The sequence below is a fragment of the Pelagibacterium sp. H642 genome (genome assembly GCF_031202855.1).
Taxonomy (GTDB): Bacteria; Pseudomonadota; Alphaproteobacteria; order Rhizobiales; family Devosiaceae; genus Pelagibacterium.
Genome location: NZ_CP101829.1, coordinates 964,288 through 986,490, shown reverse-complemented (window position 1 = coordinate 986,490; position 22,203 = coordinate 964,288). Strand labels below are relative to the sequence as shown.

20 protein-coding genes and 1 riboswitch are annotated in these 22,203 nt (G+C 60.8%); of the genes, 10 read left to right on the top strand and 10 right to left on the bottom strand.

Annotated features, from left to right (window positions below; all coding sequences use genetic code 11):
* Positions 1 to 11 precede the first annotated feature (11 nt).
* Positions 12 to 1,739, top strand: a complete 1,728-nt coding sequence (locus NO934_RS04925; RefSeq protein WP_309162663.1) for an ABC transporter ATP-binding protein — start codon at positions 12 to 14, stop codon at positions 1,737 to 1,739.
* Between the two features lies 1 nt (position 1,740).
* Here NO934_RS04925 and NO934_RS04920 read toward each other — a convergent pair whose 3' ends face one another.
* From NO934_RS04920 to NO934_RS04910, 3 genes are read right to left on the bottom strand one after another with little or no spacing between them, the layout of a single operon-like run.
* Positions 1,741 to 2,970, bottom strand: coding sequence for a hypothetical protein (locus NO934_RS04920; RefSeq protein ID WP_309162662.1), 1,230 nt, complete (start codon positions 2,968 to 2,970; stop codon positions 1,741 to 1,743).
* A 46-nt stretch (positions 2,971 to 3,016) separates the two neighbouring features.
* Positions 3,017 to 3,433 carry a CrcB family protein gene (locus tag NO934_RS04915; RefSeq protein ID WP_309162661.1) on the bottom strand — a complete coding sequence of 139 codons (417 nt, stop codon included), beginning with the start codon at positions 3,431 to 3,433 and terminating at the stop codon, positions 3,017 to 3,019.
* A complete protein-coding gene (locus tag NO934_RS04910) occupies positions 3,430 to 3,834 on the bottom strand; it encodes a CrcB family protein (protein WP_309162660.1) in 405 nt (134 codons plus the stop codon). The genes NO934_RS04915 and NO934_RS04910 overlap by 4 nt, the downstream gene beginning before the upstream one ends.
* A 223-nt stretch (positions 3,835 to 4,057) precedes the next feature.
* Here NO934_RS04910 and NO934_RS04905 point away from each other — a divergent pair, with 223 nt between their 5' ends.
* On the top strand, positions 4,058 to 4,288 hold the full coding sequence (locus NO934_RS04905) for a DUF2798 domain-containing protein (RefSeq protein WP_309162659.1): 231 nt from the start codon (positions 4,058 to 4,060) through the stop codon (positions 4,286 to 4,288).
* Between the two features lie 170 nt (positions 4,289 to 4,458).
* Positions 4,459 to 4,893 carry a PACE efflux transporter gene (locus tag NO934_RS04900; RefSeq protein ID WP_309162658.1) on the top strand — a complete coding sequence of 145 codons (435 nt, stop codon included), beginning with the start codon at positions 4,459 to 4,461 and terminating at the stop codon, positions 4,891 to 4,893.
* Positions 4,894 to 4,902: 9 nt separating this feature from the next.
* On the opposite strand, the gene NO934_RS04895 is transcribed toward NO934_RS04900, so the two are convergent.
* Positions 4,903 to 5,103: a hypothetical protein gene (locus tag NO934_RS04895; protein ID WP_309162656.1), complete on the bottom strand. Its 201-nt coding sequence runs from the start codon at positions 5,101 to 5,103 to the stop codon at positions 4,903 to 4,905.
* Between the two features lie 186 nt (positions 5,104 to 5,289).
* Between NO934_RS04895 and NO934_RS04890 the strand changes: the two genes are divergently transcribed.
* Positions 5,290 to 5,502 carry a hypothetical protein gene (locus NO934_RS04890; RefSeq protein ID WP_309162654.1) on the top strand — a complete coding sequence of 71 codons (213 nt, stop codon included), beginning with the start codon at positions 5,290 to 5,292 and terminating at the stop codon, positions 5,500 to 5,502.
* Between the two features lie 57 nt (positions 5,503 to 5,559).
* Here the strand turns inward: NO934_RS04890 and NO934_RS04885 are convergent, their stop codons facing one another.
* Entirely contained in the window at positions 5,560 to 6,114 is a 555-nt protein-coding gene (locus NO934_RS04885; RefSeq protein WP_309162652.1) for a GcrA family cell cycle regulator, read from the bottom strand.
* Positions 6,115 to 6,567: 453 nt separating this feature from the next.
* Between NO934_RS04885 and NO934_RS04880 the strand changes: the two genes are divergently transcribed.
* The 5 genes from NO934_RS04880 (at position 6,568) to NO934_RS04860 (ending at position 14,507) form a co-directional block, all read left to right on the top strand.
* Positions 6,568 to 7,755, top strand: a complete 1,188-nt coding sequence (locus NO934_RS04880; protein WP_309162651.1) for an aspartate aminotransferase family protein — start codon at positions 6,568 to 6,570, stop codon at positions 7,753 to 7,755.
* Between the two features lie 31 nt (positions 7,756 to 7,786).
* Positions 7,787 to 8,707 (top strand): ornithine carbamoyltransferase, encoded by a 921-nt coding sequence (gene argF / locus NO934_RS04875; protein WP_309162649.1) that lies wholly within the window; start codon positions 7,787 to 7,789, stop codon positions 8,705 to 8,707.
* Between the two features lie 63 nt (positions 8,708 to 8,770).
* Positions 8,771 to 9,757 (top strand): Hsp33 family molecular chaperone, encoded by a 987-nt coding sequence (locus NO934_RS04870; RefSeq protein ID WP_309162648.1) that lies wholly within the window; start codon positions 8,771 to 8,773, stop codon positions 9,755 to 9,757.
* Between the two features lie 201 nt (positions 9,758 to 9,958).
* Positions 9,959 to 11,350, top strand: coding sequence for an efflux RND transporter periplasmic adaptor subunit (locus NO934_RS04865; RefSeq protein WP_309162647.1), 1,392 nt, complete (start codon positions 9,959 to 9,961; stop codon positions 11,348 to 11,350).
* A gap of 1 nt (position 11,351) precedes the next feature.
* Entirely contained in the window at positions 11,352 to 14,507 is a 3,156-nt protein-coding gene (locus NO934_RS04860; protein WP_309162646.1) for an efflux RND transporter permease subunit, read from the top strand.
* Between the two features lie 6 nt (positions 14,508 to 14,513).
* Here NO934_RS04860 and NO934_RS04855 read toward each other — a convergent pair whose 3' ends face one another.
* Positions 14,514 to 15,959: a TrkH family potassium uptake protein gene (locus tag NO934_RS04855; RefSeq protein ID WP_309162645.1), complete on the bottom strand. Its 1,446-nt coding sequence runs from the start codon at positions 15,957 to 15,959 to the stop codon at positions 14,514 to 14,516.
* 41 nt (positions 15,960 to 16,000) lie between these two features.
* The gene (metZ, locus tag NO934_RS04850) at positions 16,001 to 17,209 is read right to left on the bottom strand and encodes an O-succinylhomoserine sulfhydrylase (RefSeq protein ID WP_309162644.1); all 1,209 of its coding nucleotides are present in this window, start codon (positions 17,207 to 17,209) and stop codon (positions 16,001 to 16,003) included.
* 37 nt (positions 17,210 to 17,246) lie between these two features.
* Positions 17,247 to 17,326: riboswitch (SAM riboswitch) on the bottom strand.
* 87 nt (positions 17,327 to 17,413) lie between these two features.
* Between metZ and NO934_RS04845 the strand changes: the two genes are divergently transcribed.
* Entirely contained in the window at positions 17,414 to 18,523 is a 1,110-nt protein-coding gene (locus NO934_RS04845) for a 2'-deoxycytidine 5'-triphosphate deaminase (protein WP_309162643.1), read from the top strand.
* Between the two features lie 96 nt (positions 18,524 to 18,619).
* Here the strand turns inward: NO934_RS04845 and proX are convergent, their stop codons facing one another.
* The 3 genes from proX to NO934_RS04830 all read right to left on the bottom strand — a co-directional run bounded on the left by proX (position 18,620) and on the right by NO934_RS04830 (position 21,926).
* Complete coding sequence (proX, locus tag NO934_RS04840) at positions 18,620 to 19,639, bottom strand: glycine betaine/L-proline ABC transporter substrate-binding protein ProX (RefSeq protein ID WP_309162641.1); 1,020 nt, start codon at positions 19,637 to 19,639, stop codon at positions 18,620 to 18,622.
* A 117-nt stretch (positions 19,640 to 19,756) separates the two neighbouring features.
* Complete coding sequence (locus NO934_RS04835) at positions 19,757 to 20,686, bottom strand: proline/glycine betaine ABC transporter permease (RefSeq protein WP_309162639.1); 930 nt, start codon at positions 20,684 to 20,686, stop codon at positions 19,757 to 19,759.
* Positions 20,679 to 21,926: a glycine betaine/L-proline ABC transporter ATP-binding protein gene (locus tag NO934_RS04830; RefSeq protein WP_309162638.1), complete on the bottom strand. Its 1,248-nt coding sequence runs from the start codon at positions 21,924 to 21,926 to the stop codon at positions 20,679 to 20,681. The genes NO934_RS04835 and NO934_RS04830 overlap by 8 nt, the downstream gene beginning before the upstream one ends.
* Between the last annotated feature and the right edge of the window lie 277 nt (positions 21,927 to 22,203).

Here is a 22,203-nt window from a genome sequence, read left to right as displayed (position 1 = left end):
AGTGATCCGATATGCTGCGCCGCTTCTTTTCCTATTACGCTCCTTACAAGGGGCTGTTCGCCCTGGATTTCGGCTGCGCCGTGGTCGTCGGTCTGCTCGAACTCGGCTTTCCGGTGGTCGTCCAGCTCTACGTGGATCGGCTCCTGCCCAGCCAGAACTGGTTCTGGATGCTCGCGGCTGCAGGCGGGTTGCTGGCGATCTATCTGCTCAACGCCGTGCTGCTCTCGATCGTCAACTATTGGGGCCACGCGTTGGGCATCGGGATCGAAACCGACATGCGCCGGCAGGCCTTCGATCATCTGCACAAGCTTTCGTTCGGCTATTTCGACAATAAGAAAACCGGACATCTGATCACCCACGTCACCAAGGACCTCGAGGATGTGGGCGAGATAGCCCACCATGGCCCCGAGGATGTGTTCATTGCGATCATGACCTTTATCGGCGCCTTCATCATCATGGCGCTGATGAATCTCCAACTCGCGATGTTGACCCTGTTCATCGTGCCCGTCGCTGCTTTCATCGTTTTCCGCTACGGCAGCGCCATGACCATGACCTGGAAGCGGCTCTACAGCCGGGTGGGCGATTTCAACCAGCGCATCGAAGAATCGATCGGCGGCGTCCGTGCCGTGCGCGCCTTCGCCAATGAAGGACACGAGCGGCGCCTGTTCGAAGGCGACAATCAGAAATACCGCACGACCAAGCTCCAGGCTTACAAGATCATGACGGCCTCGATCTCGATCTCCTATCTCGCCAAGAGCTTCGTGCAGCTTCTGGTCATGCTGGCCGGCACGGCATTGGTGATGTACGGCCAAATGACCTATGGCGAGTTCGTGGGATTCCTGCTGATCGTCACAGTGCTGTTCCGCCCCATCGACAAGATCATTTCCGTTATCGAGAGCTACCCCAAGGGCATTGCCGGCTTCAAACGCTTCACCGAACTGATCGATACCGAGCCCGATATCGTCGATGCGCCCGACGCGAGAAAAGTCACTTCGCTCAAGGGCGATATCGTCTTTGATGCCGTGAGTTTTGCCTATTCGGATGCTCGCCCCACCGTGCGGGATATCTCGCTCGACATTCGCGCAGGCGAAACCGTTGCCCTCGTCGGCCCCTCGGGCGCCGGCAAGACGACCATATGCTCTCTTCTGCCGCGCTTTTACGAAATCGACAGCGGTTCGATCACCGTCGATGGCATCGACATCCGCCAGATCACCCAGGATTCCCTGCGCAATCAGATCGGTATCGTGCAGCAGGACGTCTTCATGTTCGGCACCTCGATCCGAGACAACATCGCCTATGGTCGTCTCGGTGCCACCGATGAGGAAATCATGGATGCGGCCCGCAAGGCGCAATTCGATGGCGTCATTGCCCAGCTTCCAGACGGACTCGATACCATGATCGGTGAACGCGGCGTCAAGCTTTCGGGGGGGCAGAAGCAGCGCCTCGCCATCTCGCGCATCTTCTTGAAGAACCCGCCGATCCTCATCCTCGATGAGGCAACTTCGGCGCTCGACACCGAAACCGAACTCCAGATTCAGCAGGCACTTGCCGCGCTTTCGGAAGGGCGGACCACCCTGGTCATCGCCCACCGCCTCGCCACCATCCGCAACGCCGACAGGATCGTCGTCGTCGATGGCGGCCGCGTTGTCGAACAGGGCAGCCACGAGGAGCTTCTAGCCCGCAATGGCGCCTACGCCCGCCTTCACAACGCCCAATTCGGCGCCTGGGCGGCAGAATAGATCAGGCCGCCAGCCCCAGCGCCAGAAATGTCATGGTCGCGAGGTTGAGCCCGATTCCGTAGGTCACCAGCAGCGCCAGTCCGCGAATATCCTTCTCGCTCACCGCCAGCGCCAGCAGGTAGAAAATGATCGGCAGCCAATCAAGCGCGTACCGCTGTACGTTGTACTGGGAATAGCCATTGGAATGATAGAACAGCGTCGGCACCGCGATCACCAGGATCGTCGCAATCCCGATCAATACCGGCCGGCGCATGGGCGCGAAGAAGGCGAAGAGCACGAACGGGCTGGCGGCCAGGATCGCCGTGCCGGCGGCATCGAGGCCCACGGGGTCGACCATGGAATTGCCGCCGAACTTGAGGTGGAAGCCCTGGAGGAACATATAGACCGTGTTGAACAGCAGATATGCCGTCGACCACAATCCATGCTCGGCCAATCGATAGTTGATCATCGATCCGCCCTCGGAAATGTCGGCACCCATCATGTAGGGATAGCCGGTCTGCATCGGATCGCCGAAGCGGAAATAATTATAGGCGAGATAGACCAGCACCGCGACCGCCACGGGAAGCCCGAGCTTTAAAGCCCGTATGATGTGCTCGCGCCGAAAGCTGATCAGTGGCTCGTATCTGTCCAGCGCCAGGGCGAACAGGAACGGCAGGTAGAACACCGCCATTTGCCGACACAAAAACGCGGCACCGATGCAGGCCCCAGCCAGGACGAGGCTCCCTCCGCGCACGAGCTGATGGATGGCGAGTGAGGTAAACGCAAATCCAATAGCCTGGGCAAAAAACCACACTCCATCCCCACGGATGGTCACGAAATAGAGCGGTGTGGCGAACGCAATTCCCAACAGCAGCCACACGGCGACGTCGCGATCGATCTTCAGCCCCTCGAAGATCCGCCACCAAAGCCACACCGAGAGTCCGAAGGCGAGGCCCGAGAGCAGCACGAAGCCGGAAAAATCCACCCCGAACAGCGCAACGAAGGGCAGGGCGATAATCGCCGGAACGGGAGGGAACATCACGAAGATCTTGTCCTCGAACCGCGCGCAATCTCCATCGTAGCAGGTGGTGGTATCGAGGCGGCCATTGAGGAACGCCTCGGCGAGCAGCGCATAGCTGTTCGAGCCCGGATCCTCGAGGATCGCATAGAGGACCAGTCCGCCGGCTAGGGCCAGCGCCATCAACGCGGCGATCGCGAACAGAACGCCCATGGCGTTGATGCGGCTGAGCATGATCCTCGTCCCCCAAGCTTCAAGCTCCGTTTATGGAGGAACCGACTTAAGATTTGGTGTGGTCATGGCCCGGTTTGCCGGCAAACACCCACTCGCCGGCGGTCCAGCCGGCCCAGGCGGCCGCGAGCCAAAGAACGACGGACGCGAGAACATAGACCCCCGCCCCGGCCCAGTTCCCGCCCACGATCAGCATCACCGTTTCGAGGGAAAATGCCGAAAACGTGGTGAAACCCCCGCAGAATCCTACGATAAGGCTCGCTTCGAGCGTCTGGGATAGGCTGCGCCGCACCGCCCAGGTCGCACCCAGCCCGATAGCGAATGATCCAAAGATGTTGACGATCAGCGTTCCCGCTACGCTCCAATCCGGCCACAGGGCCAGCGCCGCCATCGAAACGACAAATCGCAGCAGCGCGCCCATTGCTCCGCCCACTGCGATAAAACCGGCCAGCCGCCCCCCGTTCACAAGACGGCTCCGAGGCTGTAGGTAACGGCAAAGCCGGTCACCGTAGCGCTGAGGCAAAAAAGCAGCGAAGCTCCGATATTGACCAACGCCATCCCTCCCTTGCCCGCACGCAACAGGGTTAGCGTCTGTAACGAAAAGCTCGACACGGTGGTGTAGCCGCCCAGAAGACCAGTCACCAGCAATAGCCACGCGTCCCCCTGGGGGCTCAGTCTTCCATCCGCACCAACGGCAAGCCCCCCGGCAAGCCCGATAACCAGGCACCCGGAAAGATTGACAGCAAAAGTGCCGATTGCTCCGTGCCCGAAGCCGCGGCTGACGACCGTGGAGACGAGATGGCGCAGCACCGCTCCTCCCGCGCCGCCAATTCCCACCAGCACCATGGCGATGACCGCTTCCAACATGGGCTAACTTGAGGCCGATTCCATTATGCTGTCGAGTGGTTGACTTGATGCCTTTGCACTCGTACTCAAACCCAGCCGAAAAAATTTCAAGGCCGGTTTGGTTATTCCGGCCCCTGTTTCCCAGGATAGAGTCGCACTGAGCGAACCCGCGGCACCACCCTAATCCGGCTGGTGCTGAGGGAGACGTGCTCCGTCAGCCGCTGGCCCTTCTGGAAAAACAAGCATGACTGACAAAAAGACCCTTCTCCTCGCCCAGATCTTCATCACCTTCATGATGGCGCTATCGATGTCGGGCATCATGAGCCTGCTCCAACTTGGCGCCACTGCCCAATGGCTGACGATTTGGCCGCGCCAATTCATCATCGCTTGGCCCGTCGCCTTTGTCCTCACCATGGTCATCAGCCGGCTCGGCTTTGCCCTTGCGCATCGGATTACCGCAAGCCGGAATGCCTGAGAAGATGGGGCATCCGGTATCGCATGCCCCATCTTGACTTCCCGCCCCGGGGTACTAAATACCCCTCTCGCGAGGACGACCTCCCCCACGATGGGCATCATTCGGGACGGCCCGATCTTGACCCCGACGCTGCAAGGCGCGGGCAAGCCATTGAGCTAGGAGTTCTCAAAATGCGCACATCCTGGGATCGCGTCCGTCACGCGCTGCTGTTTGAGGTTTTCGGGTTAATTCTCGTCATCCCCCTCGGCGCGCTTGTTTTTTCCATGCCCATGCACGACATCGGCGTTGTCGGTGTCGTCTCGGCCACGCTCGCCATGGTGTGGAACTACGTCTACAACCTGATCTTCGACACTGTGCTCCAGCGCACGCGGGGCAACACGCTCAAGACGGTGCCGCTGCGCATCGCTCATGCGGTATTGTTCGAAGTCGGTCTGCTGATCGTCCTCATGCCGTTCATCGCATGGTATCTGGGCATCTCGCTCATGCACGCGCTGGTCATGGATATCAGCTTCGCTCTGTTTTATATGGGCTACGCCTTCGTCTTCAATCTGGGCTATGACAAGGTGTTCCCGCTGCCGGAATGGCAGGGCGTCGAGGCGAGCTGAGCAGGGCGATCACCGCGGTGGTGGCCGCTCCCAAGACGGGCCGCCCCGCAATTCAGACCGCATGGTAGCGATGATGTCATCGACGCTGACATGGGCTTCCGGATGCCGTTCCAACAAGGCTCGGGCCTCGGTTTCGATATCGAAGGGTCGGCGATTGGTTTCTGTTTTGCGTAACCAGTCGGCGATGTCTACGGCAAGCAAGAGTTTCATGGCGCATCTCCCTGCGCAGTTTTAGTTTTCTTGCCCCTTTTTGGAATAAAAGCCCGGTGGGTTGCGTCTCGTCAAGGCGCCTGATCGTGCAATATTGCACCAGAAGGGGGAGAAACTATGGTCGCCTTGCCATTGCTGTACCCAATGACAAGATATTCCTCATCGGATGAAGAACTGGAGGGCTCCATGGCAATCTCGACCATCACCATCGTCGGCCTGTCTCATGACCTCGCGCAGAAAAAGTCCTATGTGAACTTCGTCTGGGCGGACGATCCGTCAAAACGGCTCGGCCTCGAACTGCCCTACGGTACGTCCCTGGATGAGATCGAAGAGGCCGCCGGAAAGGCGGTGGCCGATTTCGCGCGTGAAATGACCGAGTGCCGGATCAGAATGCCCTGATTGCAAAGCAAAAGGCCCCGGCTTTCGCTGAGGCCTTTTTTGCATTTCACGGAGCGATCAGCGCTTCCGGCGATCGATCTGATGATAGGCCCGCCGCGAGTGAAACTCGCAATAAGGCTTGCCTTCATCCGAATCCCGCCCGCAGAAGTGGAATTCGCTGCTCATCGGATCACCGATCGGCCACTTGCAGGTCTTTTCGGTCAATTGCAGCAGCGAAATGCGTTCTTCGACGGGAATGAACAGCTCAGCCACCTTGGCGGTGGTTTCCACCACCGCTTCCATTTCCATCTCGGCGTCGATCTTGAGCGCCGTCGCGCCCATGGTCGGTGCTGACGTGGTGCGCCGCTGGCTTACCGCGCTTGCGGCCGCCGATGCCGTGCCCCGCGGTCCCGAGGGCGCACTGGGGCGCCGCGGCGCGGCCGGGCGCGGTGCCTTGGCACGCGGGGTTACGCTTGCCGGCTTGGCCCGCGCCGAAAGTTTGAGGCGGTGAACCTTGCCGATCACGGCATTACGGGTCACCCCGCCGCTCAGTTCAGCAGCGATCTGGCTTGCGCTGAGCCCCTCCATCCAGAGTTTCTTGAGGAGTGCGACGCGCTCATCCGTCCAGGTCATCGATAGTGCTCCAGGCCGTATTCCTAAATAGAGTCAACTCGCGTGCGGACAAACGCCATTGACCGCCGGCATACTAGCTGTCGTATGATGATGGGGTCCGCCACACGAGATGTCGTGTTCCCAATGCCGCCATACTACACAGTCGGCGGAATCGGTGGCAAGGGTCGGGCAGGGACTTTCCCCGGTTTATCCCATCTCATTTTCATGCCTGCGGGTAATTGAACTGGCATGTTGCAACGAGCACACAAGCGAGGGTTGCGCGGTTGATGAATCAGCAATGTGGCAGAGGTGAGTCAATGCCTCCCTAGCCCCGGAAAACCGGGCTATAGAATTGACTTTTCGCCCCTCGGCCAGCATAAGCGAACGCGTTAGCTGCGTGCCTGGGCGTTCCCCTCGCGCGCTTTTGTTTTCAGAGACCATGTCCCCGCCACCCTACGAGAAGGCTTTATCGAAATGTCTGCGCTCTATGGCACGTATGCCCGGTCCGAACTCGCCTTTGTGCGGGGCGAGGGTATGCGATTGTTCACGGAGGACGGCACGGCCTATCTCGATTTCGCCGCCGGCATTGCCGTCAACGCGCTGGGCTATGGCGATAGGCACGTTACCGAGGCATTGAAGGCCCAGGCCGACAAGGTCTGGCACACTTCCAATATCTTCATCATTCCCGAACAGGAAAAGCTCGCCAGGCGCCTCACCGAGATCACCTTCGCCGACAAGGTGTTCTTCACCAATTCGGGCGCCGAGGCACTCGAATGCGCCATCAAGACGGCGCGGCGCTATTTTTGGGACAAGGGCGAGAAAGAACGGGTCGATATCATCGGTTTTTCCGGCTCATTTCATGGCCGTACCACCGCGACCATCGCCGCCGCCGGCAACCCGACCTATACCGAAGGCTTTGGCCCCATGCCGGGCTATAAGCACACAAAGCCGGGCGATCTTGCCGCCGTCGAAGCATTGATCGACGACAAGACGGCCGCTATTCTGATCGAGCCTGTCCAGGGCGAGGGCGGCGTCACCGCGTTTTCCGACAGCTTCCTCAAGGGTCTGCGCACGCTCTGCGACAAGCACGGCCTGTTGCTGATCTTCGATGAGGTCCAGTGCGGCTATGGCCGGACGGGCAAGTTCAACGCTTACGAATGGTCCGGCGTCATCCCTGATATCATGACCGTTGCCAAGGCAATCGGCGCGGGCTTCCCGCTCGGCGCTTGCCTGGCTACCGAAGAGGTCGCCAAAGCCATGGTTCCGGGCACCCACGGTTCGACCTATGGTGGCAATCCGTTGGCCTGCGCCGTGGGCAATGCGGTGCTCGATCGGATCCTTGAGCCAGGCTTTCTCGATCATGTCGATGAGGTCGGCAAGGTCCTCGCCCATGAGCTGCAGCAATTGATGCAGAAATTCCCGCAGTATGTCACAGAGGTGCGGGGCAGGGGGCTGATCGCGGGCATCAAGATCACCCCGCCTGTGCGCGATTTCGTCCAGCGCCTGCGCGAACACAAGCTGCTCACCGTCGCCGCCAGCGACAATGTTCTGCGCCTTCTGCCTCCGCTCATTGCTAGTGAGGACGACGTCAAGGAGGCCGTGCGTATTATTGCCGAGGCCTTCGCCGAACTCGAAGCCCAAACGGCTAGCGCCGCGCAATAGCGGCCTCCTCTTTGCTTTCAGGACATTGATTATGACCGCGAGACATTTTCTCGACCTCAAGGATTTTTCCTATTCCGAACTCCGGGCCATCCTCGATCTCGCCCATGAACTCAAAAAGCGCTTGAAGGCTGGCGAGCGCCCGCGCCTGCTCGAAGACAAGGTTCTGGCCATGATTTTCGAGCGCCAGTCCACGCGCACCCGCGTCTCCTTCGATGTCGGCATGCGTCAACTCGGTGGACAGACGCTTATGCTCACCGGGCAGGAAATGCAGCTTGCCCGCGAGGAAACCATCGAGGATACGGCTCGGGTGATGAGCCGCTATGTGGATGCCATCATGATCCGCATCCTTTCCCATGACGACCTGCTCGATCTCGCCAGCGCCTCGAGCGTGCCGGTCATCAACGGGCTGACGCGTCGTTCCCACCCCTGCCAGGTGATGGCCGACATCATGACCTACGAGGAACACAACGGCTCGCTCGAGGGCAAGAAGGTCGCCTGGATCGGGGATTCCAACAATGTTCTGGCTTCCTGGGTCCACGCCACGGCGCTGTTCGGCAACACGTTGGCCATTGCCTGCCCCAAACAATATTGGCCCGACCAGGGACTCCTTTCCGACATCGCCGAAGTGGGCGAGACCGTAACGCTGGGCACCGATCCGCACCAGGCAATCGCTGATGCCGATCTCGTCATCACCGACACCTGGGTTTCGATGGGCGATACCGATGAAGGCGAACGCCGGCGCATCTTGAAACCTTACCAAGTCAACACCAGATTGTTCTCCAACGCCGCGACCGGGGCGCTCTTCATGCATTGCCTGCCTGCCCACAGGGGGGACGAGGTCACCGACGAGGTGATCGACGGGCCGCAATCGGTCGTATTCGACGAAGCTGAAAACCGCCTGCACATCCAGAAAGCCATTCTCTGCTGGGCCTTCGGGATCGAGACGCTTTAGCGCCACCCAATCGGCGGTTCATGCGTTCCGGTCACGGAGCGGAAAACAACGTTAGGACAAGAGATGAGCCAGACCTCTCTCGAACAGTTCGGGCTCGACCGGCCCGAGAGTGGGGACAATGTTGCCGTCCCCTTCACCCTCGACAATCTCGATAGCCGCGGGCGCGTCGTTCGGCTGGGCGCCGAACTCGACACCATCATCTCGCGCCATGGCTATCCCGAGCCCGTGGCGCGCCTGTTGGGCGAAGCGGTGACGCTGGCCGCTCTGATCGGTTCGTCGCTTAAATTCGAAGGGCGCTTCATTCTTCAGTCGCGCACAGATGGCCCGGTGAGTTTGCTGGTTGTCGATTTCGACACGCCCGACGGCCTGCGTGCCTATGCGCGCTTTGATGAGGAAGCGCTGGCTGAAGCCGAAAAGTCCGGCCGCACCAAGCCCGAAGACCTGCTGGGCAAGGGGATTCTGGCGCTCACCGTCGATCAAGGCGCCCATATGGACCGCTATCAGGGCATCGTGGCGCTGGAAGGGGAAGGGCTTGAAGAGGTTGCCCATACCTACTTCATGCAATCAGAGCAGATCCCGACCCGCGTGCGCCTTGCGGTCGCCGAGCATTCCGAGCGCGGTGGATCGCGGCCCATGTGGCGGGCTGGCGGCGTGCTGCTCCAGCATTTGCCCGAGCACGGCCAATCGGTGATGCCTGATCTCCCCGGTGACGGCGATTTCGAGAATGAGGAAACCGCAGATCCCGATTTCGTCGAGGATGATCGCTGGACCGAAGCCAAGGTGCTGCTCGACAGCCTCACCGATGCTGAACTTGCCGATCCCGACCTTTCGGCCGAACGGCTCCTGTTCCGCCTCTATCACGAGACCGGCGTGAGGGTATTCGAGCCCCAGCTTCTGGTGGAACGCTGCACCTGCTCGGCCGAACGCGTAGAGCAGATGATCAACGACTTTACCCCCGAGGACCGCACGGAAATGGTGGTCGATGGCCAGATCGAAGTGGTGTGCGAGTTCTGCTCGACCCACTATCACTTCAATCCCAACCAGTTCTAAGCGGCATGCGATCGGACAATAAAAAGGCGGCTTTCGGGCCGCCTTTTTGTGTTTTCGATCCCATTCGACTGCAAAGCCTTACCGGGCTTTCCAAAAGTTCATTTGTGACGCTGTCCTCTCGCAGGTAAAAATTGCCCGATTCCGAAACGATGCGGCCAGCGCCGGCCGCCCGAACGCGTTCTGGGCAAGGAAAAACCGCCTTTGGAAAACCTCACCGGCTCCGGCTATACCGTCTCGCCGCAAAAGAGCGAAAACGAGCCTCACACCGCGTCCAACCCGCGCAGGTTCGGATTGATGTCCGCTCTGCTCCGGCTTGCATTGGCGGTGCTCATCCTTGGCGCTGCGGTGTATTGGGCGCTCAGTTGGGCCGCCCAGCGCCCCGAGGCGCCCCAACGTATGAATCGCGAGCGCACCTTCACCGTCGAGGTGATCGAGCCGGTTTACGCCACCCATAGCTCCGATATCACCGCCTATGGTCAGGTGGCCGCCGCTCGCACCATAGAATTGCGGTCGCTGGTTGCGGGCAGGGTGCTGGAAATTTCACCCAATTTCGCTGTCGGTGCGCAGGTGGAGGAGGGCGAGCTGCTCGTGCGTGTTGACCCCTTCACCTACAATGGCGCGGTGATCGAAGCGCGGGCAGCGGTGGCCGATGCCGAACTCGCGCTGACCGAGGCCCGGGAAGCCTATTCACTTGAACAGAGCGCGATTGCTGCCGCCGAGGACGCATTGGCGTCGGCCCAGATCGATCTCGAGCGTGGCCAGTCCCTGCTCGCCAGCGGCGCTGTCACCCAGCAGACGGTTGATACCCGTGTGTTGACGGTTTCGGAACGCCAACAGGCTCTCGATCAGCGCCGATCCAACCTTGTTACGCTTAACGCTCAGATATTGCGCCAGCAGGCCGCGATCGAGCAGGCGCAATATGCGCTCGAAACAGCCGAGCGCGATTTGGCCAACACCGAGATCACCGCGCCCTTTACCGGCATCGTTACCGCCCGCAATGTCACGGCGTCCGCTTATGTGAGCGCCAATGAGGCTGTGGCTTCGATCTATGAAAGCGAGGCGCTCGAAGTCAGCTTCATGGTCTCGGATGCCAACTATGCAATTCTGCGGCGCGATGGGCTTTTCGATCGTCACGTGCAGGTCACGCGCACCACGGGCGTCGGCGCCGAGGCCATTGATGGGCGGATCGCCCGTGTCGCGCCGGAAATCGATTCCGCGACGGGCGGCGTGACCCTCTATGCGGTGCTCGACAACGAGCAGTTCGATCTCCTGCGCCCGGGCACCTTCGTCACCGTCGAAGTCGAAGGCGTGGCTCACGAAAACGCTCTACTCGTGCCCGAAACCGCGATCTACGACGACAATCACCTCTACGTCATCCGCGACGGACGCATGGCCGCCATTGCGCTCGAAATTCTCGACCGTGACGGCTCCCAGGTCATCATCGCGGCCGATATACCGCAAGGCGAGCGCATCATCACCACGCGCCTCTCTCAGGCTGGCGAAGGGGTTGCTGTTGCCGTCGAAGGTGAGGAGCAAACTGCCGGCCCCGGTGGGCCGGGCGGTGGCGTCGTGATGCGCGGACCGGGAGGCTGAAATGCGTCCTTCGCCGCAGGCCTCGACCGGGGTGATCGCCGCTTTCGTGCGGCACCGCAACGCCGCCAATCTCTTCATGATCCTCTTCGTGCTCTTCGGCTGGTGGGGGCTCGACAACCTCAACCGGCAGTTGATGCCGAACACCGAAACCCGGTCTGTCGAGGTCAGTGTGAGCTGGCCGGGCGCCACGGCCGAAGACGTCGAGCGCAATATTCTGTTGCTGATCGAACCTGCTGTGCAGAGGCTGGACGGCGTCATCTCGATGACCTCGAACGCCCGCGAAGGCCGCGGTTCGATCACGCTCAATTTCGAGCGCACCGTGGAGATGCAGACTGCCGAGCGGCAGGTTCAGACTGCGGTCTCCTCGGTCACGGGCCTGCCCGAGGGGGCAGAAGCCCCCAACGTCTCAGCGCCTCGCTTCTTTGACCCCGTCGCCGCCATCGCCATTTCCGGCCCGTTCCCCGAAGATGCGTTGCGCCGCTACGCCCGCGAAATCCGTGACGGCCTGCTCGCATCCGGCGTTGATCGCGTGGAATTCACTGGTTATCGGGACCGCCAGATCGTTGTGGAGGTCGATGACGCCAAGCTGCGTCAATTGGGCCTGACGCTCGACGATCTTTCCGCTGCCCTCACCCCCAATTTCGCCGACCAGCCCTCCGGCTCGCTCACCGGCGATTTCGATGCGCAAATCCGTGCCGCAGCCAACGAATTGTCGGCCCGCGAAATCGCCGAAACCGAGATTTTGTCCTCGGCAACGGGACAAAGCCTCACATTCGGCGATGTCGCCACCATCACCGACACCTACGACCCCGATACACCGCTTGGCTACATGCGCAGCGAACCAGCCATCAAGCTCCAGGTTTCCCGCGCCGCCAATGCCGATACGGTCACGACCTATGAGGCGGTCAGGGCCTATGTGGACGAACTCCAGCCCACCCTTCCCCAATCGCTCGAGGCTGTGGTTTTCGATGCGGCGGCCGAACAGGTCAATCAGCGGCTTGGGCTTTTGATCTCCAACGGCATTGCCGGTTTTTTCCTGGTTCTCATCGTCTTGTTCCTGTTCCTTGATGGCCGCATCGCCATCTGGGTGGCCATGGGCATTCCTGTCGCCATTATGGGCACGCTGGGGGCCATGTATCTCATGGGGCTGACGCTCGATATGATTTCGATGTTCGCGCTCATGATGGTGCTAGGCATCATTGTCGATGACGCCATTGTCGTGGGCGAACACACGGCCACGCTCTACCGGCAGGGCCTATCGCGCAGCGAAGCCGCGATCCGTGCTGCCGGTTCCATGGCTGCTCCCGTCATCGCGTCGGCACTCACCACCATAGCCGCCTTTGCCCCCATCTGGCTGGTGGGCGATGTGGTCGGTCAGATCATGTCGCCGCTTCCCGTGGTCGTCGTTGCGGTTCTGATTGCCAGCCTCATCGAGTGCTTCTTCATCCTGCCCGGCCATTTGGCCCATGCGCTGCCCCGCGAGCGCAAGCAGCCCGGACCCTTCCGGCGCACCTTCGACAGGGGCTTCGATTTCTTCCGCGAGCGCATCTTCGGTGGGTTGGCAGCGATCAGCTATTCATGGCGCTACGCCACGGCAGCCATTGCGATCGCCATCACACTGGGCGCCCTTGGCGTCTACGCCTCGGGCGCGCTGCGTTTCGAGTTTTTCCCCACGGCAGAAGGCGAAAGCTTCAATGTCCGCGCTCAGTTCCAGGCCGGAACGCCGCAGTCGGAGATGGCCGCGATCATCGGGGAAATTGAAAATGCCGTGTCCGAAGTGGAGGCCAGCCTGGCGCCCGGTGGCGAACAGCTCATCGTCACCACCTATGCCAGCCTCGAACTCGAGGATGGCCAAGCCAGCTTTGACGTATACCTGACACCCTCCGAACGCCGCTCGGTACGGACCGATGAGATCATCCAGGCGCTCAACGACAATCTGCCCTCAGTGGCCGGCGTTGAGGACATCCGCGTCCGCCAGTACCGTGGCGGTCCGCAGGGCTCGGCCGTCGATGTCCGCTTCGTGGGTGCCGACGCCGCAACGCTCAAGCTCGCCGCCGAAGACTTAAAGGACGTGCTCGAAGGGTTTGACGAGGTCGAGGGCACCTTCGATACTCTTTTTTACGGCAGCCCTGAACTCGTCATGTCGCTCAATGCGCGTGGCGCCGCGCTCGGCTTCGACCTTGCGACCCTAGGCTCGCAGATCCGCAGCGCGTTCCAGGGGAGGGACGTGGCGACCATCGCCTCCAATGAAGATGAGATCACCGTCCGTCTCGTGCGTACCTTCAATGCCGAAGGTTCGTCAGCCTTGCGGGACATGTGGGTGCGTGCCCCCAGTGGGGAATATGTACCGCTCTCCTCTATCGTTAGCTTCTCCGAGCATCAGGGCTTTGCCTTCATCGCTCGCGAAGAGGGACGCACCGCAGTTTCGGTGCGCGCTGCTGTGACCGAAGGCGTCGATCACGCAGATATCCTTTCGCGCCTCGAGACAGACTACCTGCCCCAGATCACCAGCCGCTACGGCATATCCTACGAGTTCGGTGGCCGGCAGGCGGAACAGAACGCGGCTTTCGCCGATCTGGGCACGGGGATGATTATCGCCCTTGCCGTGATGTACATCATCATCGCTTGGATTTTTGCCGCCTATTTCACGCCGCTCGCCGTTATGGTCATCATTCCTTTCGGCGTCGCGGGCGCGATCTGGGGCCACTATTTGCTCGGCCATAATCTCACGATCATCTCGATGATGGGCATGCTGGGGCTGGCCGGTATTCTGGTCAATTCCTCGATCGTGCTGATCTCACGCATGAATGAGCGTATCGCCGTGGGCGAGGGCTTGCGCGACGCCGCCATCGGTGCGTCGAAGGATCGGCTGAGAGCTGTGATCCTGACTTCGCTCACCACCATCGGCGGGCTTTTGCCCTTGCTCTTTGAAACCAGTCTGGTCGCTCAGATGCTCGTGCCCATGGCGCTGACCATTGTGTCGGGCCTGGCGGTGGCTACGCTGCTTGTCCTGTTTCTCGTTCCCGCCATTCTCGGGATCGGCGCCGATATCAAGGCTTTGCTGCAGTGGATGTTCCTGACCCCCAACGCACTGACGGTGCGTGAAATGCTGGCTGGCCGCCACCATCAAGCGCCGCCCGCCGGGCCGGCTGAGTAGGTTCGCTCACGCCTTCCAGAAACGGGGTGTGAACAGCACCAGGATCATCATCACTTCAAGCCGGCCGACCAGCATGCCGATCGTCATCAGCCATTTTGCCGCGTCGGACAGACCGGCAAAATTGCCCGCCGGCCCCAGTTCGGGGCTGAGCGCCGGGCCCACGTTCGAGATCGCCGTTGCCGCACTCCCCAGCGCATCGAGCGGCTCGAGGCCGGAAAGCGAGAGCAGCACGGCAAGGATCAGAAAGCTGGAAAAATACAGAAAAACAAAGCTTTGCACCGAGGTCGAGACACTGTCGGGCATCGGCCGGCCATTGTAGCGCTTGATATAGATCATCGAGGGAAAGATGATCTGCCTGATGTGCTGGTAGAGGTCGCGCGCCAGAACCTGGAAGCGGAATACCTTGATGCCGCAAGAGGTCGATCCGGTGCATCCGCCAATGAACATGATGACGAAGAATATCGTTATCGCGAGAGCGCCCCAGTTCGAAAAATCGGCAATTCCCAGCCCGGTGCCCGTCATCACCGACACCACGGAAAACAGCGCGTCGCGAAAGGCCTCTTCGCCGGTTGCGATATCGCTGATGATGAGCACCAGCGTAACCACCAGGGTCGTCACTGCGAGCAGCGTGAGGAAGAGCCGCACCTGGGAGTCGCTATAAAGTTGCACGAGGCGTCCCTGCAGCACGCCGATATAGAGCACGAAGGGCAGGGCGCCCAGGATCATGAACACCACGCCCACATAGTGGATCGCTGGCTCCTCGAATGCGGCGAGTGATGCGTCGCGCGTCGAAAACCCACCTGTCGCCACGGTCGAAAGCGCATGAACCGCCGCATCGAAGGTGTTCATCCCGGCAAGCCAATATGCCACTGCACAACCAAAGGTGAGGATGCAATAGACAACGGTCATGGCGCTGGCGATCTGCGCGGCGGCGGGCAGGATCTTGTCGGGCGTCTCGAACGCCTCTGCCCGAAACATCTGCATGCCGCCCACTCGCAGCATGGGCAGCACGGCGATGGCCATCACCACCACGCCCAGCCCGCCGAACCATTGCAGCAATCCGCGCCAGAGCAGGATGCCGGGCGGGGATGAGTCGAGAGTGGTGATCACCGTCGCTCCGGTCGTCGTTATCCCCGACATCGCCTCGAACAGCGCGTCGACAAAGCTCAGCCCCAGGTCCGACATATAGAGCGGCAATGCCGCAAAAAGCGTCAGCACCACCCAGATCATCACCGTCATGAGGAAGGCTTGACGCAAATTGAGCTCGGAGCGCCGCCCGCTCGAGGATGCCCACAAGCCTGTGCCGAAAATCGTAGTGATCAGCGAAGCGGTGAGGAACACCTGCCAGTCGGGATGCCCCACCATAAGGTCCGCGAAGGCGGGCAGCAGCATGGCGATCCCGAGCGCCGCGGTCAGCGCGCCGACAGCCGAGAAGATGGTGCGAAAATCCATGCCCGACGCGCCGCGTTCCTAAAAGTCCCTCACCGATCAGCCTATATCTGATCCAGCGCAAACTCCAGATCGGCGATCAAATCATCAGCGTCTTCCAGCCCCACCGACAGCCGCAGCAGCCCGGCGGTGATGTCCATCTCCGCCTTTTCCTCATCGGAAAAGCGCTGGTGGGTGGTGGTGGCGGGATGCGATATGATCGACTTCGCATCACCCAGATTGTTCGAGATCGCAACCACCGCCAGCGCATCGGCCAGCGCGAACGCCGTCGCCTTGCCACCCTTGGGCGTAAAGGCAACCAGCGTCGAACCGCCGCCCATCTGCCTCTTGGCCAGCTCATATTGCGGGTGCGATCTGTGATGCGGATAGCTGATGGATTCGATTTTGGGGTGATCGGCGAGGAAATCGGCGATCTGGCCGGCGCTTTCAGTCATCGCCTTCACCCTCAAAGGCAGCGTTTCCAAGCCCTTCAGAAGCACCCAGGCGTTGAAGGGCGAGATCGAGGGGCCGGTCTGGCGGATGATCGTATGGATATCGGCTTCGATCAGCTCCTTGCGCCCCAGGATCACCCCACCCATGGCGCGGCCCTGGCCGTCCATATGCTTCGTGGCCGAATAGGTGACGAGATCCGCACCCAATTCCAGCGGCTTCTGCCAGATGGGGGTGGCGAACACATTGTCTACGATCAGCACGGCGCCATGCACGTGGGCGATATCGGCGACAGCCGTGAGGTCCACCAATTCCAGTGTGGGATTGGTCGGCGTTTCGACGAATACCACCTTCGTGTTAGGCCGCATGGCGCGCGCAAAGTTTTCCGGGTCTCGTCCGTCGACCAGCGTCGATTCTACCCCCCAGCGCGGCATATAGGTTTCGACCACGAACCTGCATCCGCCAAACAGCGCCCGCGCTGCGACCACGTGGTCACCGGCACGCAATTGGCTCATCACGGCCGTGGTCACCGCCGCCATGCCGGTGGCAGTCGCCCGTGCCGCCTCGGCGCCTTCGAGCAGCGCGGCCCGTTGCTGAAACATTTCCACAGTGGGGTTGGAGAACCGCGAATAGATGTGCCCCGGCTCTTCCCCCTTGAACCGTGCTTCGGCCCCTTCCGACGTGGGATACACATAGCCCGAGTTGAAAAAGATGGCCTCGGACGTCTCCCCGTGCTGGCTGCGTTCCATGCCGCCATGCACCAACATCGTCTGCGCCCTGCGGCGTTTCGGGTCGTTGAGCGGATTGGCGGTCTTGTCGGCCATGGGAATACCTCTAAAACAAAAAAACCGGCGCGCGATGCGGCCGGTTCGACTGGTCACTTTAGCAAGTTGTTTTAGGTGGCTTGCAATCGGACCGGCCAAATCGCCACCAACCGCATTGCGGTCAGTGCTGAGTTACGCCGAAATCGCCCTTGGCGTCAATCGCTTCGCTTGCTAAGCCAGACCAACAGGTTCGCCGGAGACATCATGACTATAAACCAGGCTTGGCCAACCGGGATCTTCTCAGCCCGGCTGATCGGTAGATTGTCCGAGGCAGGCGCCATCAGTGCCGATCGCCCCTATGATGGCGATCAGATCCAGCCTGCCAGCCTGGATTTGCGGCTGGGCGAAAAAGCCTTTCGCGTTCGCTCGAGCTTTCTTCCCGGGCCGGGCAGGACCGTTGCCGATCGCATCCAAACCTTGAAACTCCACGAGATCGACCTGACCAAGGGCGCCGTGCTCGAACGCGGCTGCGTCTATATCGTCCCGCTGCTCGAAAGCCTCGACCTTCCCGATGAAGTCAGTGCCTCGGCCAATCCCAAATCTTCCACCGGCCGGCTCGATATCTTCACCCGCGTCATCTCGGACGGTGCGCGCAGCTTCGACATCGTTCCGGCCGGCTATAAGGGCGCGCTCTATCTAGAAATCTCTCCGCGCACCTTTCCTATCCTCGGGCGCACCGGCTCACGCCTCTCGCAAATGCGCTTTCGTGTCGGCGACGCGCGGCTGTCGGCCGCCGAACACAAGGCTGTCCATGCCGCCGAGACACTGGTGTTCGATCCCAATATGGATGTGGGGGAGGGTGTTTCACTTTCGATCGATCTCATCGGCGAAGGCCGCAACGGCCTGATAGGCTTTCGCTCCAAGCGGCACACCGCGGTGGTCGACGTGGACAAGAAAGATGCCCTCGATGTCCTCGACTATTGGGAGCCCCTCATCAACCGCGGTTCCGGTGAACTGATCCTGGATCCGGACGAGTTTTACATTCTCGTCTCGCGTGAAAGTGTCCATGTGCCGCCCGATTACGCTGCCGAGATGGTGCCCTTCGATCCGCTGGTCGGCGAATTCCGCGTCCACTATGCGGGGTTCTTCGATCCCGGCTTCGGCCACTCGGCCGCCGGAGGCACCGGTTCGCGCGCCGTACTGGAAGTGCGCAGCCGCGAAGTTCCCTTTCTTCTCGGCCATGGCCAGACCATCGGCAGGCTGATCTACGAACGCATGGCGGAGCGCCCGGACATGCTCTATGGCGCCGCGCTTGGCTCGAACTACCAGGCCCAAAGTCTCAAACTCTCCAAGCACTTCAAATCCTATCCCTAGGTGCCGTTCGGCGGCCTGCACCCGCTTCTGCGGAAATTGAGAAAACAAAAAAGGCCGGGAGAACCCCGGCCTTTCAATTTGGTTTGAGCGAAACGCTTACGACGCGGCAGCGCGAGCTGTTTCCAGCCAGCCATCCACGGCTTCGCGGTTTTCTTCGATCCAGGCAGCAGCCTGGGCTTCGATGTCGTCGTCGCCAGCATTCATCGCCGCATTCTGGGCAAAGATATCGCCGAGCGGGATTTCTACGGCTTCGAGCAGGGCGCCCACTGCCGGGTTCTCTTCGAGGAACGCCGAATTGGCAACCGGAACGATGTCATTGGCCGGGAAGCCCAGCATGCACGGATCGTTGACACAGCCTTCGACACCTTCGAGCGTTGCCGCATCGGCAAGGCTCATATCGGGCAGGTCGACTTCCGGAACCTCGATCCACATCACGTCTTCGCCCGGCACGAGCTCATTGACGGTCCAGTTCGGGGTCCAGGTGTAGAACAGGATGTTCTCGCCCGCTTCATAGGCGGCAACCGCATCGGCCATCGAGGCGGCGTAGCCGGCCTTGATCGGGTTGACGTGGTCGCGCAGCTCATAGGCATCCATGTGATGCTCGATATTGACTTCGCAGCCCCAGCCTGGAGGGCAGGCAACCAGATCGGCCAGTCCGTCGCCATTGCGGTCGAACGCTTCCTTCACCTCGTCGCGCTTGAAATCGTCAAGCGAGGTGATGCCGAATTCCTCGACCGCCGAAGCGTTGACGAGATAGCCTTCCAGCGCGCCGCCTTCGGCCACCGAGCCGATGATCTCCGCACCCTGGCTGAAGGTCGGCTCATAGGTGTTGTGCAGCGGGAACCAGCCATTGACCCAAAGGTCCATGTCGCCCTGTGCTACTGCCTGGTAGAAGGGCGGGTTGTCCAGCGTCGTGATCTGGGGAACGTCATAGCCCAGCTCCTGGAGAAGCTGGCGGTAGATTTCGGCGTGGAACCAGCCGGTGTCCCAAGTGGCCTGTGCCATGTTGACGGTTACGCCGTCGCCGGGATTGTCCTGAGCCACGGCCGGAACTGCCGCTGCGCCCAGCAGGGCGGCGGCGGAAAGGGTTGCAAGGGTCTTTTTGAGACTGAACATTTCTGCCTTTGTCTCCTTTTCTTTGGTTCTGAAATGGACGGGCTTACCCGCCATGCGAAACCCGCAAAGATACGGGCGATAGAAGCGGCGGCAGTGCTGCCGCCGCATCAAGAGCTATCAGGCTGTCTTTTCCCTCTCCCCGATCGCCTGCGTGCCGCGAAGCCGGACGAGATTGCCCAGCACCTGGCGCAGGGAAATGGTGTTGCCCTGATTTTCGCCAAAGCCCTGCGTGATACGGTCGAGGACAATGGCGAGGATCACGATCCCCACGCCACCGGCTGTCGCGCCGCCCACGTCGAGCCGGCCCAGCCCGGTATTGACCACCAGCCCCAGCCCGCCCGCGCCGATCAGCGCGGCGATCACCACCATCGAAAGGGCCAGCATCAGCGTCTGATTGAGCCCTGCCATGATGGTGCGCATCGCCAGGGGGATCTGCAGGTCGACCAGCATCTGCCATCCGGTCGAGCCGAACGCCTGCGCCGCTTCGATCAGGTCGCCGCGCACATTGCGGATGCCCAGATTGGTCAGTCGGATGATCGGCGGCACCGCAAAGATGATGGTCGCGATGATTCCAGGCGCCATACCCACGCCGAACAGCATGACGATCGGCACGAGATAAACAAAGCTCGGGATCGTCTGCATGATGTCGAGCACCGGCCGGAGCACTTTCCAGACGAGGTTGGAACGCGCCGCGACGATGCCGGCCGGAATGCCGATCACGGCGCAGAACAGCACCGAGGTGATGATCATCGCCAGCGTCGTCATCGTCTCGGGCCAGAGCCCGATCATGTCGATAAAGGCAAAGCCGATCAGGGTGAAGATCGCCATGCCTCGCCCGGCCCATTTCCAGGCCGCCAGTGCAAAGGCTCCGGTGGTCAAAAGCATGGGCAGGAAGTTGAAGAAATCGTCCAGCGCATTGAGCACCATGGTGATGGGCACCTGCGCCGCCCGGAAGGCAGGCCGGAAATTGGGCACCAGCCATCCGCGCACGAAATCGTTGATCCAGTCGTCAAAGGGGATGACCAGGAGGTCGCCGGGACTAAACATGCGCGCTCTCCTTTTCGTTTGTGGTGTTTGTTTCGGTAGGTGTGGCGTCGGCATCCTCGCCCGAAAGCTGCGCGAACACCGCTTCCGGTTCGACGACACCCACCAGACGGTCCTTCTCGTCGGTCACCGCAATGGGCAGCCCTGCGCTCGCCGCGCTGTAGAGATCGGCCAGTTGCTGATCGGCCTCGGCGGTGGGAAAGTCGGTGAGCATCACCTCTTCGAGTACCGGGTCGGGCTTGCTCTCGTCGAACGTGGCCGCCGCGAGATCCTGGTAGGTGACCACGCCGGCCACCTTGTCCTTGTCATCCACCACATAGAGCGCGTTGCGGTTGAGGTCTTCCATGACCCGCATGGCGTCTTCCGCACTGGCTTCCCCGAGTTTGACCGGCGCGGCCTCCCCCGAAACGTCCTCGGCCGTAAACACCCGTCCGCGATCGATATCGGCAACGAAAGCGGCAACATAATCATCGGCCGGATTGGAAACGATCTCCTGGGCGGTTCCCACCTGCACGAAACGCCCATCCTTCATGATGGCGATCTTGTCGCCGAGCAGCAGGGCTTCGTTGAGATCGTGGGTGATGAAGATGATGGTTTTCTTGAGCGAGCGCTGCAGCGCGATCAACTCGTCCTGCATTTCGCGGCGAATGAGCGGGTCGAGCGCGCCGAATGGTTCGTCCATCAGCAGCACCTCGGGGCCGGTGGCCAATCCGCGAGCCAGGCCCACGCGCTGCTGCATGCCGCCCGAGAGTTCGGACGGCAGGCTATCCGCCCACGCCGTCAGCCCTACCTGTTCGAGCGCCTTGAGAGCTTTTTCCCGCCGCTCATTGGCGGCAACGCCCTTGATCTTGAGTCCATAGGCGGCGTTGTCGGCCACGCTCCAATGCGGGAACAGGGCGAAGTGCTGGAACACCATGGCGATCTTTTCGCGCCGGATGCGCCGCAGCTGCTCTTTCGAGCAGTTCGCCACGTCCACGCCGTCGATCATGATCGAGCCGGATGTGGGCTGGATCAGCCCGTTGAGCATGCGCACCAGGGTCGATTTGCCGGATCCCGAGAGTCCCATGACGACGAAGATTTCCCCTTCGCCGACATCGAAGCTCGCATCCCTCACACCAACCGTCGCGCCGGTGGCTTCCAGGATCTCTTCCTTGCTCTTGCCGGCTTCGAGCATCCCGAGCGCTGCACCGGTCTTCTCACCGAATATCTTATAGACGTTCCTTACGGATAACTTGACTGCCATGTGTCTCCTTTAAGATGCGCGGCGCTGAAAACAATAAATATCGATGTGTATTCGAAATTGCTTCCCTGCGCGCAAAAAGATATCGAGCCAGGTTCGCGCACGATCCTAGCCAGATATGAATTAAATGATACGCTGTTGATCCGCGATAATAGGGGTAGGTTGCCCCGAGATCAACCTTTGGCGCCGACTTTCTGCCGCAATTGGTCTGCGGAAAAGGGCGGAACTACAGCGAAACGCCCCTGAATCCGGCGAGATATGCTGTTAGATAACAGCGATG

Excerpts from the sequence above, each read along its gene's own strand:
- NO934_RS04925 (WP_309162663.1), top strand. The coding sequence starts at position 12 with ATGCTGCGCCGCTTCTTTTCCTATTACGCTCCTTACAAGGGGCTGTTC.
- NO934_RS04920 (WP_309162662.1), bottom strand. The coding sequence starts at position 2,970 with ATGCTCAGCCGCATCAACGCCATGGGCGTTCTGTTCGCGATCGCCGCG.
- NO934_RS04910 (WP_309162660.1), bottom strand. The coding sequence starts at position 3,834 with ATGTTGGAAGCGGTCATCGCCATGGTGCTGGTGGGAATTGGCGGCGCG.
- NO934_RS04905 (WP_309162659.1), top strand. The coding sequence starts at position 4,058 with ATGACTGACAAAAAGACCCTTCTCCTCGCCCAGATCTTCATCACCTTC.
- NO934_RS04900 (WP_309162658.1), top strand. The coding sequence starts at position 4,459 with ATGCGCACATCCTGGGATCGCGTCCGTCACGCGCTGCTGTTTGAGGTT.
- NO934_RS04895 (WP_309162656.1), bottom strand. The coding sequence starts at position 5,103 with ATGAAACTCTTGCTTGCCGTAGACATCGCCGACTGGTTACGCAAAACA.
- NO934_RS04890 (WP_309162654.1), top strand. The coding sequence starts at position 5,290 with ATGGCAATCTCGACCATCACCATCGTCGGCCTGTCTCATGACCTCGCG.
- NO934_RS04885 (WP_309162652.1), bottom strand. The coding sequence starts at position 6,114 with ATGACCTGGACGGATGAGCGCGTCGCACTCCTCAAGAAACTCTGGATG.
- NO934_RS04880 (WP_309162651.1), top strand. The coding sequence starts at position 6,568 with ATGTCTGCGCTCTATGGCACGTATGCCCGGTCCGAACTCGCCTTTGTG.
- argF (WP_309162649.1), top strand. The coding sequence starts at position 7,787 with ATGACCGCGAGACATTTTCTCGACCTCAAGGATTTTTCCTATTCCGAA.
- NO934_RS04870 (WP_309162648.1), top strand. The coding sequence starts at position 8,771 with ATGAGCCAGACCTCTCTCGAACAGTTCGGGCTCGACCGGCCCGAGAGT.
- NO934_RS04860 (WP_309162646.1), top strand. The coding sequence starts at position 11,352 with ATGCGTCCTTCGCCGCAGGCCTCGACCGGGGTGATCGCCGCTTTCGTG.
- NO934_RS04855 (WP_309162645.1), bottom strand. The coding sequence starts at position 15,959 with ATGGATTTTCGCACCATCTTCTCGGCTGTCGGCGCGCTGACCGCGGCG.
- metZ (WP_309162644.1), bottom strand. The coding sequence starts at position 17,209 with ATGGCCGACAAGACCGCCAATCCGCTCAACGACCCGAAACGCCGCAGG.
- NO934_RS04845 (WP_309162643.1), top strand. The coding sequence starts at position 17,414 with ATGACTATAAACCAGGCTTGGCCAACCGGGATCTTCTCAGCCCGGCTG.
- proX (WP_309162641.1), bottom strand. The coding sequence starts at position 19,639 with ATGTTCAGTCTCAAAAAGACCCTTGCAACCCTTTCCGCCGCCGCCCTG.
- NO934_RS04835 (WP_309162639.1), bottom strand. The coding sequence starts at position 20,686 with ATGTTTAGTCCCGGCGACCTCCTGGTCATCCCCTTTGACGACTGGATC.
- NO934_RS04830 (WP_309162638.1), bottom strand. The coding sequence starts at position 21,926 with ATGGCAGTCAAGTTATCCGTAAGGAACGTCTATAAGATATTCGGTGAG.